Source organism: Prevotella sp. MGM2, from assembly GCF_002933955.1.
Taxonomy (GTDB): domain Bacteria; phylum Bacteroidota; class Bacteroidia; order Bacteroidales; family Bacteroidaceae; genus Alloprevotella.
The window spans coordinates 1-14,763 of the sequence record NZ_BEWW01000103.1 but is presented as its reverse complement, the minus strand read 5'-3'; the positions used below and the strand labels follow the sequence as shown (position 1 = coordinate 14,763).

Here is a 14,763-nt window from a genome sequence, read left to right as displayed (position 1 = left end):
CTCTCTTCATTGTAAAAAATAAATAGATTAAGTTATTGAATGTGGTCTTGGTCAGTGCCTCGACCGATTATCGGGAGCAAAGTAAGATGCTCCAGTGCAGTCAGTCAAGCACTTGGATTCTCTTAGGCAATTTTGTGTGATTCTGCTTTATGGCGGTTGACAAAGCGGTGTGGACTTCACCGTTTTGCCGGATGTATATGTCTGAGAGGGCAAAGGCTCAATCGCAAGCGAATTTGAATTAAGCCCTTATTTTTGCCCTTGCCAACTTCCTATTTCTTAGAAATAAGAGAATAACCACAGCCTCCAGCCCATGCCAACCGCTACCACCCTGTGCCACATGCTGCCAGTAATAGTAAAAGCCATTGTCAGGTAAAGGAATATGTATTTCTTTGCGGCAAAAGGAATAACACCCGTCCAAAATGGCATGGCAGAAATTACGGTAGGAGCCTTGTTTACGGACAATCAACAAAGCGGCAACCCGGACAAAGATTACCTATTGACGCAACACGCTGCCACTTTCGGAAAATCCATTGCAGGACAGTAAATTATGTATTCCTTTGCAGCAGAAGAAACAGTAACAACTAAAAGAAAGACAATATGGAAATCGTAGCAATCGAAAGAAAAACCTTCGAGGAACTGGTCGCCAAGTTCGACCGTTTCGTCAGCCGTATGGATGCCATCTGCCATCGGCACGGAGAAAAGAGAATGAGCGAGTGGATGGACAATCAGGATGTGTGCCAGATGCTCAACATCAGCCCACGCACGTTGCAGACCTTGCGTGACAACGGAACGCTATCATACAGCCAAATCAACCACAAGACGTACTACCGTCCCGAAGATGTGCAGCGCATCGTCTCCATCGTGGAGGCCAGGCGAATGGAAGCGAGGTTCAAAGGCAGGACAATCTGATAACCGAATAGAGTAATAACAATAATTCCACTAAATCCAGAGTAACATGAACAAACTGATTAACAAAGACAACGAGTGGATAATCCACTTCATGGGCAGCCTCGACCGCCTGCTGGACAACGTAGAGCATCTGACAGCCAACTACCGCCCGACATTGGATGGAGAGCGTTTCTTTACCGACAAGGAGGTGTCGGCACGGTTGAAGGTGAGCCGCCGGACACTTCAGGACTACCGTAATGAGGGACGGATAGCCTATATCCAGTTGGGCGGCAAAATCCTCTACCGTGAATCCGACATCGAAAGGATGTTGACTGAAAGTTACCGCACCGCCTATCAACAGGCGGCAACTTGATTTTCTTGAAGGAGCGCAGTTGACCGTCTGCCCCTATGTTTGCGGCAGCAATAGAACTTCGACAAAAAGAAAAGGAACGGCTTACGGATGAAGCATCAATGTTTATCTTCGTCTGTAAGCCGTTCCTATATTTCTTCTGATTTCCCGTCAGTCGCTTGTTTCCGTTGCCGGATGCCTCGAATGCGTGTGGCTGGCAGTGGCAAGGTTTTCGGGCTGAATACGCTCAAACCCGTTTGAGGAAGATTCTGCCCGAAACGGCTCTGCCGCCCGACCTTGCCAATGCCCTCAAAGCCACATGCTACCTTTGCATCCGGGCATCGGGAACAGGTGGCTGACGGGATGAACCTCAATTATACCATAGGTTGCTGCCCTTGCCATAGGAAACAAACAATGTGACCGGATTCCCTTTCTTGGTGGCGCAGATTTCATTTATTACGAACCGCCTGAACAAAAGGGTCCCTTTGCTACATATTTTGAAAGCGATGGCTATAATCATTTCAAAATTATACACATCATAACTGATACCATCGGGTTGCCTGATATATCGCATTGTTTCGGCTTCATTCAGTTCCTTGTTCTTGTAGATTGCTCGTATCGCCTTGCGGATGTCGTACGAGAATACCCCGAACATGTCGGCTATCTCAAACTTTGTCATCCATATAGGGGCAGTCGGCACTATAACTACGCCCGTTTCACTGATTGTTATTATTCCTCTGTTCATAATCAAAGATTTTTTGATAAGGCACTTTTCACATTCATCATATCTTTGAAGATGGAAGAATCCAGCACACGGGCATAGTGCTGCGTCATTTTTATGTTGGAATGACCGAGCATTTTCGCCACATTCTCAATGCTTACACCATTGGCGAGGCACACAGAGGTCGCATACGAGTGCCGGGCTGTGTGCGTGGTCAAGCACTTTGATATGCCACACAAATCGGCTATCTCTTTCAGGTAGCTGTTCATCTTCTGATTGCAGGGGACAGGGAGCAATACATTTTTCTTTTGGCAAGTAGGATGGCTTTTGTATTTCTCCAAAATCTGCATCGGAATATCGAGCAAAGGGATGTTGCACATATTCTTCGTCTTTTGGCGAGGCTTGCGAATCCAATAATTGCCGTTGTTGTCTTGAACGATATGTTCGGCAGATAGCTGCTGTACATCAATGAACGCCAACCCAGTGAACGCAGCAAAGGTGAAGACATCACGCACAACCGTAATCCTGTCCAAAGAAAACTCCTTGTTGTAGATTGTGAGCAGCTCATCCATAGTTAGGAACTCACGGATAACTTCCTTCTCGTGGAACTTGATACCGATAAACGGGTCTTTGGTTATCCATTCGTTGGCAAGTGCGAGATTGGTTATCTTCTTCAGGCACTTCATATAACGGATGACCGTATTTTGTTGGCACTCCTTTTCCGTCTTGAGATAAAATTCAAAAGCACGTACCAATTCACCGTTGACCTCTGACAACGGTAAATCCTCCTTGTCATATTTCTGTCTGATAAGTTCCGCCAGATAACGCTTGCAACTTTCATAACGGCGGACAGTTATCAAGGCATAATCTTTTCCTACAAGTTCACGACATTGGTCGTTATGCTCCTGCATGGTTCCGATGAGAGTTCGGACTTCTTTCACTTCTTCGTTAATCCCGAAAAACTTCTCTTGCAAGATTCGGGACGTGACAGGGTAGTTCCGCTCCTCCAGTTCATCGAACAGTTTGTGCAACTTGATTCTGGCCTGTTCGATGAAGAGGTTGAGTTCACAAGCCTTGCGGCTCTTGCCCTTAGCGCATTCCTTCGCCTGATTCCACAGGGCTGGCTCAATGCTCATGCGGATATTGTTTTCCACTCGTGCACCGTTTACTGTGATGCGCATACATACGGAGGCTTCTCCGTTTTTCAGCAGTTTGGCTTTCTTGATGAAGAAAAGCACATTGAATGAGTCTCTTTTCATGTTCCTACATTTTTTTCATTGGACAAAAGTAGGAAACCATGCACGCTTTCTTGATACGCAAAATGTTGCAAATCAGAGAGAAGTAATCTTATTCGGTGGAGATTTACGCTCCACCTCTTTTGCTCCACCTTTTGGAACACCAATAACGGTAATATTCTGCCGTTTTTTGCGTTCCTCCGGGAAATAAAAAATCCTGATTTCGTTTGGGAATCAGGATTTTACTGTCTTTTGCTTTTCTTTGAAGTGGTGCCACCAGCAATATAAAAGTTAAATTATTATCAATCAGCTTAAATTGTAATTAATGCTAATATGCTGATAATAAGGCGAATTAAATCATTTTTAATTTAGTCGGATAGTAAGATATTCAAGAAAGATAGTGACTATTATAGTGACTATTCAAGAAAAGTCACTAACTTTGCAGTGTCCGATTCATAAGGGAATCGAACCTTGGATTCTATGGCAAAATCTCTTTCCCGGTTCTTCATCCGCAAGCAGGACGAGAAGAACGAAATCGCAACTCTTTTCTTTAGGGTGCAGAACAAGAAACACAAAGTCGATACGCTCTTTTCCTCTCAGATACGTGTGAATGTTGCGGAGTGGAAAGAGGCTTTGTCGTGTCCTGAAAAATGGATGCGACACCAACGTGCGAATTTCAATCTGCATGATTCCCTCAACAGGATTGAGCTTGTTGTAAAGTCCGAGGTCGAAGGTATGTCTTGCGACAAATCTCATGTCGAAGCGGAAATCCTTGCCATCGCCAATCCCAAGAAGGCAGAGGCAATAATGAAAGCCAAACGCGAGGAGGAAGAGCGTCAGCAAGAGGAACAGAGAATCAAAGCGGACCAGGAGCGACTGATAAAGGAAGGTATCGACGCCGAGCGTGCCAAAATATGGAATTTCCTCAACCACTTCTGTGAAGAGATAAAGAGCGGTGCCAGGCTGAACGGACATAACAGATATGCACCGGGGACAGTCAAGGCATGGTTCAGTTTCCGGAAACTCTATGACATGTTCGACAAGAAGCACCGTTTCACATGGTATCAAGTTGACCGTGCTTTCGTCACCAAGTTCCTTGCTTTTATGGAGAAGAACGATTACATGGTATCGGCGCAGAACAAGTATCTTGTTGATCTCCGCGCCATTGTCAATTACGCCTACCTTGACGGCATCCACGACAACGACCGCGCCATGCAATATTTCTCCAAGAAGAAAATCGAGGATGGAGACAAGGCGATAGAAATTTACCTTTCCGAAGCCGAGTTGCAGGCATTATACGAAATGCCATTGTCAGGTAAACAGGACGAGGTACGAGATATTTTTCTTGTCGGGTGCTACACCTGTCAGCGCGTGAGCGATTACAACGACATTGACAAGGATTGTTTCACCACTACAGCCAAAGGAACACCGGTAATACGCCTCATTCAGAAGAAAACCCGCAACGAGGTAAAGATTCCTATAATGAATCCCAACCTAAAGGCTATATGCGAAAAATACAACTACAATCTCCCTTATGTTGTTGACGTGATACTCAACCGCTACATAAAGGAGATTCTGAAGGAGTTGTCCGATAAAGTGCCCGACTTAGCCAAGATGGTAGTAACCAAACTTACTCAAAAGCAGAAGAAACTGGTGGAGGACGGCAAGCTCGTTGTCGAGCACAACGAAAAGGGAGAGGTGATAATGCCTCGCTACAAGTGCGTGACAACCCACACAGCCCGCCGTAGCGGAATCACCAACATGTACCTAACCCACAAATACTCCATAGTCCAGATGATGCACGTCAGCGGCCACAAGACACAAAAGACCTTTATGGACTATATCAAACTCTCCTCGGACGAAATCGCCGACGAGATAGACGCTATCGCTAATGGCGCAAAATCCGAAGTATTTTGACTATTATTACTCGGAAACAGCTACAAATCAAAATATAAATTGTAATTTTGAATATGGAAACAAATAATTCACAGCTCGTAATCTATCAGGCGCCGGACGGAAATATGTCGATTGATGTGACAGTTCAGAATGATACCGTATGGCTGAGCCAAGGGCAGATGGCCGAACTCTTTGACAAAGATCAGTCAGTTATTGCCCGCCACATCTCTAATGTTTTCAAGGAAGGCGAGCTGGAGAAAGAGAGTAATATGCAAATTTTGCATAATACTCTGTCGAAGTACAAACCGACTCAGGTTTACAGCCTTGATGTTATTATCTCTGTTGGCTATCGCGTTAAATCCAAACGTGGTACTCAATTCCGCATCTGGGCAAATAAGATATTGAAGCAGTATCTTCTTCAAGGCTATGCCATAAACGAGCGGATAGCTGCACAGAAATATGACGAGCTTAGTCAGTTGATAAAAGTGCTCGGCCGCACAATCCAAAATCAGGAAAGGCTTACGGAGGACAGCCGTTCATTGCTCGATGTTGTTGTCGATTACACATACGCCCTCGACACTCTTGACCGCTACGACTATCAGGAACTGAAGATCGAGGACACCACCGGTAAAGAGTCGTTTCATGCCACTTACGAAAACGCCATGGAAGTCATCCGCGAGTTACATGAGAAATTCGGTGGCAGCACATTGTTCGGCAACGAAAAGGACGATTCCTTCAAAAGCTCCATCGGTCAGATTTACCAGACCTTCGGTGGCGTTGACCTATATCCCTCAGTGGAGGAAAAAGCTGCCATGCTCCTGTACCTTGTTACCAAAAACCACTCATTCAGCGACGGCAACAAACGCATTGCCGCCACGCTGTTCCTATGGTTCCTCAATGGAAACGGAATTCTCTACAATGAGGACGGCACCAAACGCATAGCCGACAATACCCTTGTAGCCCTCACTCTCATGATAGCCGAAAGTCGTACCGAGGAAAAGGACACGATGGTCAAAGTCGTGGTCAATCTCATCAACAAGAACAACTGATCCTTCTTTTCACTACTTCAGTATAAAGAAAGGCTGGAAAAATCTCAAAAAAATTCGTCTGAAATTTGGTTTATTCAATAAACCGCTTTACCTTTGCAGTCGAAAGGATTTAAGAGCGGCAACGCAAGAGTCAGCTCTTTTCTTTTTCAGAATATGGTTTATTATATAAACCAGTTTGTTCAACCCATAATTAAACTCCGACTATGGAAGAAAGAAAGATTACTGAAGCTGAGAGCATCGAAATAATAACCTCGATGATCTCGCGCACAAAAGCCCGCCTCGTAAAAGGTAGCGGCAACATTCTCCTCATGTGGGGATACCTCATCGTGGCAGTGACGGCACTTATATGGGTGCTCCTTGTGACAACAAAAAATCCGGCTGTAAACTGGCTATGGTTCCTTATCTGGGTAATAGGCGGTATTGCCACTCCAATAATGGTTAAGAGAAAGCGAATGGCATCAGGCACCAAGAGCTATACCGACAAACTGACTTCACAAATATGGTCTGTTGTCGGATTGACAGGAATAGCTTCTACCCTTTTATGCCTCGGTTTCCTTCTGATTGGCGGAAAAGATTCATGGAGCATGATGTTTGTTTTCGCTCTAATCATCGTTCCTATGGCTGAAATCATGCAAGGGCTGGTCATCAAAGAGAGTCCTCTCATTGCGGGTGGCGGCATCGGGCTTTTAATCGGACTTTTCACTACATGCTGCATCTCATCTCATATTACGCTTATGGCAACATGGTTCATGCCGCTTTTCATCATAGCTTTTGCTGCAATGATGATTGTTCCCGGTCATATACTTAACTCGAAAGCAAATCGCGAATCATGAAAGAGCTGAATCCATTACTGCATTCTCAGTTGAGACTGGGCGTAATGTCGATTCTCATGAATGTAGAGGAAGCCGATTTCGTCTATCTTAGGGAGAAAACTGAATCGACAGCCGGAAATCTCAGTGTGCAGCTTGACAAACTTTCCGCAGCCGGATATATATCTATTGAAAAAGGGTTTGTAGGGAGAAAAACACGAACGACTGCCCGGATAACAACAGAAGGTCGCGATGCCTTCGAAGAATATGTCGAAGCGCTGAAGCAATACATTTCTATGCAATAAAAAAATTACAGATGAAAACAATTCACAAGTTTATGCGACTGCATCATGTCATATTGTTCTTCTGCGCAACAGCCTCCCTAAATGCTGTTGCGCAGAGCGAATTGCCTGATACTTTGGACATATCGCATGAACTTGATGAAATTGTAGTGACGGCTCCTGAAAATCATACAATCGGCAATAAGACTTTATTCTATCCGACAAAGGAACTTAAAAATGCCACAAACAATGGAGTCCAACTGCTTGCAGGTCTGAAAATCCCTGATCTGATTATAAATCCTGCTACGGGGTCTATTGAAAGTCTGGGTGGTGGCGAGTTGTCCATAAGGATTAACGGTCGTCCTGCCTCTCAAATAGATCTCACATCCATATCTCCCAAGGATATTACCAAAGTAGAATACATATCTAATCCGGGCGTGAGGTATGGAGAGGCAACAGGAGTATTAGATATAACTGTAAAACGACGCGAAACAGGCTATGGAGTATCCCTCAATCTGCTCCAATCTGTAAACCGTGGTTGGGGTAATTATACCGCCGCGTTGAAATATACGTCAGGGCGTAGTGAATGGACTCTTGATTTTCAATCCAATCCTATGTGGCGAATGTCTGCCTTTCGAGACAATTCCGAACATTTTCTATTGTCGGACGGAACAGAGATACTACGTTTAGAAAATGGCATAAAGGCTCCAAATAGAATGACTTCTAATCGAGTGTCATTGCAACATTCTTATGCGATAGGTAATAAGTTCTTGCTGAATACCCAGTTACGTATATTCCACAAGAACGATCGCTACATATCCGAAGGAGAGATAACCACAGTGATTGGAGATGAGCATATAACTGATTATGAGCATGAGGAACTGCCGATAAAATCGACACAGATTGACGTGGACATCTATATGCATTGGAAAGTAAATAAATCTAACAAACTGTACTTTAACATAATCCCAACTGCAATGAATGGCACGAATGGCCGTAGTTATCAAACATCGGAGGTGGAATTATCTACCTCCATATCCAACCGAGGATACAGATTGTTCGGTGAAGGCATTTGGGAATGTCGTATCGGCAATGGTACCCTGTCATCGGGTATCCGCAGTCTAGGCGAATGGAACGAGGCACGCTATAATCATTCAGCAGACATAAATGAGAAAAGCGTCATGGGCAGCTTATTTGCTGAGTGGAAACAGAACTTGGATAAGATTCAGTACAGCATCGGTATAGGAGGGACTTCCTATATCGTGAAAGAACCATTGAAACACAATTATTTCAATGCAAATCCACGGGTATATGTACGATATTCACCTGTCTCATGGGGAGGTATTTCCTTTACAGGGAATGTAAACACGGTATCTCCCACAGTTAATCAGCTTAATCCGGTTATTCAACAAATTGACAATTACCAGTGGAGCAAAGGAAATCCCAAAGTCTCCGCATTTCAGCAATATGACGCAAAGGTAGAACTTGACGGCAGATTTAAGAATACATCTCTGAAACTTACTGTTGGCAATACCTACAATCACAATCCAATAATGGGTGCCAAGACATATATCGACAATCAAATAGTCAAGTCCTATCACAACTCCGGCTATAATAACAATTTCATAGTCAAGGCTCAGATTAGATTGCCGATATTCATAAAGCAGCTTAATCTTTCTTTGGAGGGTGGCTGGCATAAGACTGTCAGCAAGGGACTCAACTATCGTCATGATTATTCACAGCCATTTGTAAATGCCCAACTTATGTATGTAAATGGTCCGTGGTGGGTTATTGTTAAGTATAATACCACATATAATTCTCTATGGGGAGAAGGTATATTCAGCGCCAATAACAATATGCTGAATATCGGAGTAGGCTACACATACCGCAATGCGACTTTTATGGCCGGTGCTTTCAATCCCATTGGAAATATCAGTGTAAAAAGCCGGGATTTGAGTGCTATCGCCGGATTTGACAGAGAATACCAAGTTTCATCAACTCGCCAATTATTCTGGGTCGGGGTCACGTTAAATCTCTACAAAGGTAAAAAGCGAAGCGCGCCACAACGCAAGTTAAACAACTCTCAAACATACGAATCAATAAACAATGTAAAGAAATGAAAAAGTTATTATTCATCTTCGCATTGATCGCCCTATGCGTCAGTGCGAAGGCCGGAACTCCGGTTTTCACAATCACCGTCAGTGAGTTGCCGTATACCGAGGGAACTCTCTATGTCTCTGCGACCTGCGGAGATAAAGAATTACTCAAAGTCGCAATCGAAGTCGAAGACGATTCTATCGTAATACCTGTTGATTTCTCAGAGGCAATCGACAAAGAGGTGTCGATACGAGCCTTTCAGGATCTCGATGAGGACAAGCAGCTGAAATTTGACAGTTATGGTCGCCCGGTAGAGCCATTCTTACAAACCAAGCTCATCCCTCAAAAAGAAAAAACGAACTATGGCTTCAAATTGACCGTATTGCAATAGCGCAATTTTTCATACGACAAATACAGGCAACCCCGATAGTGATTATCGGGGTTGCCTGTATTTTGATGAAAATAACTCATATCCTTCAGACCATTCGAGATTTGCGAGTTGGGGATAATGGGCTAGCGAGCGAATAATTTATACCTCGGATTTCGCCAGAATTAATGTGAGATTTATGTTAGTGGTACAATTGAAAGCGAAATTTTTCTTATAGATACAAACTGTAACGCATGACAATTATAGTATTACAGAAATTTTCAATTGATTGCTGCAACCTCTATCCGGTGACACTGAGTGCAGATACTTTGCTGTTACCTGATAAATAGGACTACAGTATGTGTGTGTTTATGTGATTATGAGGGATTTTGTCGGAATTGTGTCTAATGGTTGAGATTTAGTAATGGGTTTGTGCGAACTTTGTAGCCACAAAACAAAAGATATGAGTACCAATAAGAATCATAAGGCTCCTGAACGGAGTGAGGACGAGATAAAGGCGTGGATGGAGGAGCATCCGCAGGAATATGGCGAGTTTGCTGCGGCGATGGGCGAAGCGGACTCGCTGGAGGTGTTTTTGTTGGGTGCAGCAGCATTTCTTTCGTCGCCGGAGTTTCAGAAGCGATTGGAGAATATGATTAACCTTGACAATCTGGACTTGGATGAGCTTTTGAAGATTCTTCAAGAGTCGGATTTTGCTGAGAAGATATTTGGCGAACAGGCAGAAGGGAGCGAATGGGCTAAATACCGGTTGCCCTTTGCCGCATGGCTCAAATATGGACGCTCTTCTGAAATGATGATAGATAATATTGAGGAAGCGGCAGAGTCGATTGACAACAAACAGTACCAGTGGCAGCTTGCAAAGTTCATGAAGACATTTCTTGCGAGGGAGGTAGAGGATAAACGACGCTCGCGCAAGGATTTGAAGGAGCATCTTGATTATCGCATGAGTGTAGATAACGGCAATTTGGCTGATTGGGCGTTGGAGGGCATCGACGAGTCTAAACCGACTGCTAAAATTATAGAGAACGCGGGATTTCCTCATGACCTTCTTTCCCTTTTGGCATCTCACGGCAGTGAGATTGTTAAGCGCATTGGCAAATGGATAGAAACACATATCCGTGGCGTTGACATAGCGCACTTATATGTCGCACTTGTCGAGTCTGGCGAGCTGGATCCGTCAACACCTGTCAAACGATTTGTCGAGATATTATCCGCCACATTCCCTGAATGCAAAATCGTCGGCGAGCGTCAGGTGCAGAAGAGCGTAAACACGCTACAAGATTTATCTCCCAATCGTAAGCGATTTATCAAAGACGAGCCAGAACATCGCTTCGCTATTGACTCTATAAAGACCGATGTTTTACGAATTGACCCAGATGGAGTAGACTGAAATAGCCTCTTTTCGATTCGTTTGATTCGTTTTATAGTTCGCGAACTTAACGAACCATCAATTCTTTTTAATCCAAGAAATTACGCTATACTTTTGCGTCATCGTTCCATTTCGGAGCGGTGGCGTTTCTGTCTTATGCCGCCAGTAGAAGCGTCGAACAATGTCGGCAATCAAAACAAAAATGCAAGATTTATTAGATATGCTCAATGAGGGTCGGGCCCATGTCAAGGTAGAGATGAACGCCGAAGACCTCAAAGCATTTTCGGAGGACTTGATCCGCCGCGCAAAGGATGAACTCGGCTCGATGGTCGAGGCTGCCAAGAAAGAACGTATGCTCACCAAAGCCGAAGTAAAGGAACTCTTTGGCGTATGCGATGCCACACTCTGGCACTGGGCAAATAAAGGTATCCTCAAACCTGTCAAGACCGGCAACAAGATTATGTACCCGGAATATGAGGTACGCAAAGCCCTCGGACAACGTAACATCAATATCTGAGCATCATGAAAGCGAATGGCTATTACAACCATCCACGCTTTCCGATGGAAGCCGGATGTGGATTGATCGAGGAGGATAGCATTGCCTTTACCAGCGATTCCGGTAAAACTACCGAAACTCCTTCTTTCCCTTTGGAGATATTTCCGAAAGCAATCCGCGACATAATAGAGGCTCTTGAAGAATACGAGAACTATAATGTCGATTTCACAGCGGCTTCATTCCTTACAGTATTCGCGGCTGCTATGGGCAACGCTTGGTCAGTCCGCTTCATGACCGGATGGGTAAGCCGACCGATAATCTACATGGTGCTTGTAGGTTCGCCGAGCTGCGGCAAGACTCCGCCATTGCAACAGGCGGTCGCACCGCTTCTTAAACTCGACGGAGAGTATGACATGATCTATTGCAAGGAGATGGAAACCTACCGTCGATGGGAACGCATGTCGGCAAAGCAGCGTGAGAAACATTCTCTACCTGAAGAAATGAAGATGCCTCAGCGAAAATGTCATGTGGTGGTTGACTCCACCGTAGAGGCTCTTATCGGAGCTTTGCGCGACAATCCGCGCGGAGTGCTGATTTACAAGGATGAGATAGACAGCCTCCTCTCCAATTTCAACCGCTACAACAGTTCGGACGAGGGCTACTTTCTCAGTCTGTTCAGCGGTACGCCTTTCAAGTACAGCCGAAAGTCAAACAACGAGCATATCTTCCTCGCCAATCCCTATTGTTCTATTATTGGCACTACACAGCCCGGTCGTCTGGGCGAACAGTTCGGCGGCAAGCGAATGATGAACGGCTTTTCATCTCGATTCCTGAAAGTCTATCCCGAAATTGACAAGATGCCGTCGTGGAACGACACCGCCATGCCTGACGGCGTTCTTGAAGAATGGGAGCGAATTATCCGAAAGGTGGTAACAGTCACTCCTTCAACAGACCAAGAGGGAAAAGCAACCTCAATAGAGCTACTGTTTTCCCAAGAGGCAAAGCTCCGCGTAATTCAATGGAAAGACGAGGTCAATAACAAGGCTTATGCTGAAACGGATTCGGATGCTGTCAGGGCGTTGTGCGGCAAACTGGAAACTTATCTCGTCCGCTTCTGCCTGGTCATACAGATTATGCACTGCATCTGTGGAGAATCGGGCATGGATAAAATTGAACCGGGAACTGCCGAACTCGCCATCAGGCTCACCGAATATTTCAGAAACATGGAGAGCCGGATTGCACCGGAGATTGAAACCGGTATCCTCGACAACCGGTTTACCGAGTTACTCGGAAACCTCAGGGATTCGTTCACCACAGCCGAGGCAGTCAGGGAAGCCCTGCAACTCGGAATCTCGGAATCCTCGGTCAAAAGATTCCTGAGAGACGGAGGCCGAGGATTCGTGAAGAAAAAGTCACACGGTTGCTATCGCAAAATATGACGCTTGAGCTGACACTATGAACTTTTGACATTATGACATTTTCGACCGATGTCGAACTGACTGAGATACCCCGGTTGCTCACGCCAGATTTGGAGTATCGAACTTGCTTTGGAACTTGCTTTGCAAGATATGCCGATTGTGTCCACAACGGCAATCCCGCCTCCCCCGAGGTGAGGGTCAATCCCGCTCGAAACTCGCAGTCTTTTATCTAATGATACATTGTCCGTGAACGATGATAGACTGAAAAATGAATGATGAAAAACTGAAAATATGCGGTTGATAGATTATTCAATATCGCATTTATCATGAACCGTGATACTTCGGTTTATCGGTCATCGTCACATTGGATAATCGATACATTGGATAATATGATAATGAGCCATTGGACAATAAGTCATCGGGTAATGGAGCATTGGATAATCAGACAATCGAGTCACTAAGATATTATATCATCAAGGTGTCAGTTCATCAAATCATCAAGCAATCATTATACCAAGTCATATAGTCTTCATTGTATCAGATATTCAATCCACCAATTTATCAAACCATAATATCTTAAAAAGTTAATCTCTATGCCCGATAAAAAATCCATCACTATAAAAATACGTGTCGATTCGCAGACCCACGCAGAAATGCAGTCAAGAGCCGACCGATACACCGACGGTAATCTGAGTGCGTTTGTACGTTGTGCCACACTCAAATATGAAGAGCAGCCGATGGCTGACCGAGACAATCCCCGTATGATTGCTTTGATCAAGTCCGCTATCAAGCTCATCGAAAGAACCGGCACCAACACCAATCAGGTTGCAAAGCACATCAACGAACAGCAGAAAATGAATCCTTACTCGTTGCGGGCGGCAGATCTTCTTCCCTTCGGTCAGTTTTGCGAGGGTACAGAAAAAATCCGGCAGATGCTGACATACCTCTATAACATGATAATTTCAGGAAAATGATAGTCAAGAAACTCAACGATGTGTCCGGCGGCGGCTTCCCCGGCGCTCGATATAACGAGAAGAAGATTGCTGATGGTGTGGCAACCCTTATGGCGATGGAGAATGTCAGCGAGGCGTTGCGCCACAATGTCGAGACGCTGCACCGCTTCGGCCTTGATGCCTCGGCTGAAGTCGAGAGGTATATGAAAGAAAACTCTAAGACCTACGGCAATACAAAGACAACACGTTTCCAGTTCCACGTGTCGGCCTCCGTGAAAGGACGCGCCATGTCGCCGGAAGAACTTACCGACTTTGCGCGTGAACTTATGGAGGGTATGGGCTATGCCCGTCAGCCGTATTTTGTTTACGCCCACCATGATACCGGCAACAACCATGTGCATATTCTCTCGACGAGAATCAAGCCTAACGGTTATGCCATTTCTGACCATCAGGACAGGCGCAGGCTTAACGAGTGTGCCAACCGCATAATATCTCCTGACATCAAAAAAGATATTGACCGGATTCTCTGTTACGACTATGAAACGGAGGGTCAGTTTGCCAATATCGTCAAGACTCACGGCTACAAGATAGAGAAATCGCTCGACGGCTACCAACTGTTCAAGTGTGGAGGCGACGCCGGGAATATCGCCATCGATGACATCCTCAATCGAATCACCAGGAACAGCCCCAAGCGCAAAGACCGCGCTACACAGCTCCGCTCCATAATCCGGAAATACAAGAGCGAGATAGCCGAGGGAAAATGGGGTCAAGCCGAAAACACGGTGCATGAATTTTGAGAAAAGTGTTAAATTTG

General features: G+C 45.0%; 15 protein-coding genes. 13 read left to right on the top strand and 2 right to left on the bottom strand.

Going from position 1 to position 14,763, the window contains the following annotated elements; all coding sequences use genetic code 11:
* Positions 1-597 precede the first annotated feature (597 nt).
* The gene (locus tag C5S62_RS02295) at positions 598-909 is read left to right on the top strand and encodes a helix-turn-helix domain-containing protein (RefSeq protein ID WP_004347727.1); all 312 of its coding nucleotides are present in this window, start codon (positions 598-600) and stop codon (positions 907-909) included.
* A gap of 46 nt (positions 910-955) precedes the next feature.
* On the top strand, positions 956-1,261 hold the full coding sequence (locus tag C5S62_RS02290; protein WP_104403889.1) for a helix-turn-helix domain-containing protein: 306 nt from the start codon (positions 956-958) through the stop codon (positions 1,259-1,261).
* 346 nt (positions 1,262-1,607) lie between these two features.
* Here the strand turns inward: C5S62_RS02290 and C5S62_RS02280 are convergent, their stop codons facing one another.
* Positions 1,608-1,982: a hypothetical protein gene (locus C5S62_RS02280; protein ID WP_005645956.1), complete on the bottom strand. Its 375-nt coding sequence runs from the start codon at positions 1,980-1,982 to the stop codon at positions 1,608-1,610.
* A 2-nt stretch (positions 1,983-1,984) separates the two neighbouring features.
* Complete coding sequence (locus C5S62_RS02275; protein ID WP_104403887.1) at positions 1,985-3,217, bottom strand: site-specific integrase; 1,233 nt, start codon at positions 3,215-3,217, stop codon at positions 1,985-1,987.
* A 456-nt stretch (positions 3,218-3,673) separates the two neighbouring features.
* Between C5S62_RS02275 and C5S62_RS02270 the strand changes: the two genes are divergently transcribed.
* From C5S62_RS02270 to C5S62_RS02220, 11 genes are all read left to right on the top strand, one after another.
* Positions 3,674-5,110, top strand: coding sequence for a phage integrase SAM-like domain-containing protein (locus tag C5S62_RS02270; RefSeq protein WP_104403886.1), 1,437 nt, complete (start codon positions 3,674-3,676; stop codon positions 5,108-5,110).
* A 53-nt stretch (positions 5,111-5,163) separates the two neighbouring features.
* A complete protein-coding gene (gene rhuM / locus C5S62_RS02265) occupies positions 5,164-6,138 on the top strand; it encodes a virulence protein RhuM/Fic/DOC family protein (protein ID WP_104403885.1) in 975 nt (324 codons plus the stop codon).
* 203 nt (positions 6,139-6,341) lie between these two features.
* Positions 6,342-6,971: a hypothetical protein gene (locus tag C5S62_RS02260; RefSeq protein ID WP_104403884.1), complete on the top strand. Its 630-nt coding sequence runs from the start codon at positions 6,342-6,344 to the stop codon at positions 6,969-6,971.
* The gene (locus C5S62_RS02255) at positions 6,965-7,252 is read left to right on the top strand and encodes a transcriptional regulator (RefSeq protein ID WP_104403883.1); all 288 of its coding nucleotides are present in this window, start codon (positions 6,965-6,967) and stop codon (positions 7,250-7,252) included. Before C5S62_RS02260 ends, C5S62_RS02255 begins: the two co-directional genes overlap by 7 nt.
* A gap of 11 nt (positions 7,253-7,263) precedes the next feature.
* Positions 7,264-9,348: a hypothetical protein gene (locus tag C5S62_RS02250; protein ID WP_104403882.1), complete on the top strand. Its 2,085-nt coding sequence runs from the start codon at positions 7,264-7,266 to the stop codon at positions 9,346-9,348.
* On the top strand, positions 9,345-9,716 hold the full coding sequence (locus C5S62_RS02245; RefSeq protein WP_104403881.1) for a hypothetical protein: 372 nt from the start codon (positions 9,345-9,347) through the stop codon (positions 9,714-9,716). Before C5S62_RS02250 ends, C5S62_RS02245 begins: the two co-directional genes overlap by 4 nt.
* A gap of 439 nt (positions 9,717-10,155) precedes the next feature.
* The gene (locus C5S62_RS02240) at positions 10,156-11,103 is read left to right on the top strand and encodes a DUF6043 family protein (RefSeq protein ID WP_104403880.1); all 948 of its coding nucleotides are present in this window, start codon (positions 10,156-10,158) and stop codon (positions 11,101-11,103) included.
* Positions 11,104-11,284: 181 nt separating this feature from the next.
* Positions 11,285-11,599 (top strand): helix-turn-helix domain-containing protein, encoded by a 315-nt coding sequence (locus tag C5S62_RS02235; protein WP_024988675.1) that lies wholly within the window; start codon positions 11,285-11,287, stop codon positions 11,597-11,599.
* A gap of 5 nt (positions 11,600-11,604) precedes the next feature.
* Positions 11,605-13,017 carry a DUF3987 domain-containing protein gene (locus tag C5S62_RS02230; protein ID WP_104403879.1) on the top strand — a complete coding sequence of 471 codons (1,413 nt, stop codon included), beginning with the start codon at positions 11,605-11,607 and terminating at the stop codon, positions 13,015-13,017.
* Positions 13,018-13,589: 572 nt separating this feature from the next.
* The gene (locus tag C5S62_RS02225; RefSeq protein WP_104403878.1) at positions 13,590-13,970 is read left to right on the top strand and encodes a hypothetical protein; all 381 of its coding nucleotides are present in this window, start codon (positions 13,590-13,592) and stop codon (positions 13,968-13,970) included.
* The gene (locus C5S62_RS02220; protein WP_104403877.1) at positions 13,967-14,746 is read left to right on the top strand and encodes a relaxase/mobilization nuclease domain-containing protein; all 780 of its coding nucleotides are present in this window, start codon (positions 13,967-13,969) and stop codon (positions 14,744-14,746) included. The genes C5S62_RS02225 and C5S62_RS02220 overlap by 4 nt, the downstream gene beginning before the upstream one ends.
* The last annotated feature ends 17 nt before the right edge of the window (positions 14,747-14,763 follow it).

Bases quoted from the DNA above. Each gene is read 5' to 3' on its own strand.
- C5S62_RS02270 (WP_104403886.1), top strand. From the start codon at position 3,674: ATGGCAAAATCTCTTTCCCGGTTCTTCATCCGCAAGCAGGACGAGAAG.
- C5S62_RS02290 (WP_104403889.1), top strand. From the start codon at position 956: ATGAACAAACTGATTAACAAAGACAACGAGTGGATAATCCACTTCATG.
- C5S62_RS02275 (WP_104403887.1), bottom strand. From the start codon at position 3,217: ATGAAAAGAGACTCATTCAATGTGCTTTTCTTCATCAAGAAAGCCAAA.
- C5S62_RS02220 (WP_104403877.1), top strand. From the start codon at position 13,967: ATGATAGTCAAGAAACTCAACGATGTGTCCGGCGGCGGCTTCCCCGGC.
- C5S62_RS02235 (WP_024988675.1), top strand. From the start codon at position 11,285: ATGCAAGATTTATTAGATATGCTCAATGAGGGTCGGGCCCATGTCAAG.
- C5S62_RS02230 (WP_104403879.1), top strand. From the start codon at position 11,605: ATGAAAGCGAATGGCTATTACAACCATCCACGCTTTCCGATGGAAGCC.
- C5S62_RS02245 (WP_104403881.1), top strand. From the start codon at position 9,345: ATGAAAAAGTTATTATTCATCTTCGCATTGATCGCCCTATGCGTCAGT.
- C5S62_RS02295 (WP_004347727.1), top strand. From the start codon at position 598: ATGGAAATCGTAGCAATCGAAAGAAAAACCTTCGAGGAACTGGTCGCC.
- C5S62_RS02260 (WP_104403884.1), top strand. From the start codon at position 6,342: ATGGAAGAAAGAAAGATTACTGAAGCTGAGAGCATCGAAATAATAACC.
- C5S62_RS02250 (WP_104403882.1), top strand. From the start codon at position 7,264: ATGAAAACAATTCACAAGTTTATGCGACTGCATCATGTCATATTGTTC.
- C5S62_RS02240 (WP_104403880.1), top strand. From the start codon at position 10,156: ATGAGTACCAATAAGAATCATAAGGCTCCTGAACGGAGTGAGGACGAG.
- C5S62_RS02225 (WP_104403878.1), top strand. From the start codon at position 13,590: ATGCCCGATAAAAAATCCATCACTATAAAAATACGTGTCGATTCGCAG.
- rhuM (WP_104403885.1), top strand. From the start codon at position 5,164: ATGGAAACAAATAATTCACAGCTCGTAATCTATCAGGCGCCGGACGGA.
- C5S62_RS02280 (WP_005645956.1), bottom strand. From the start codon at position 1,982: ATGAACAGAGGAATAATAACAATCAGTGAAACGGGCGTAGTTATAGTG.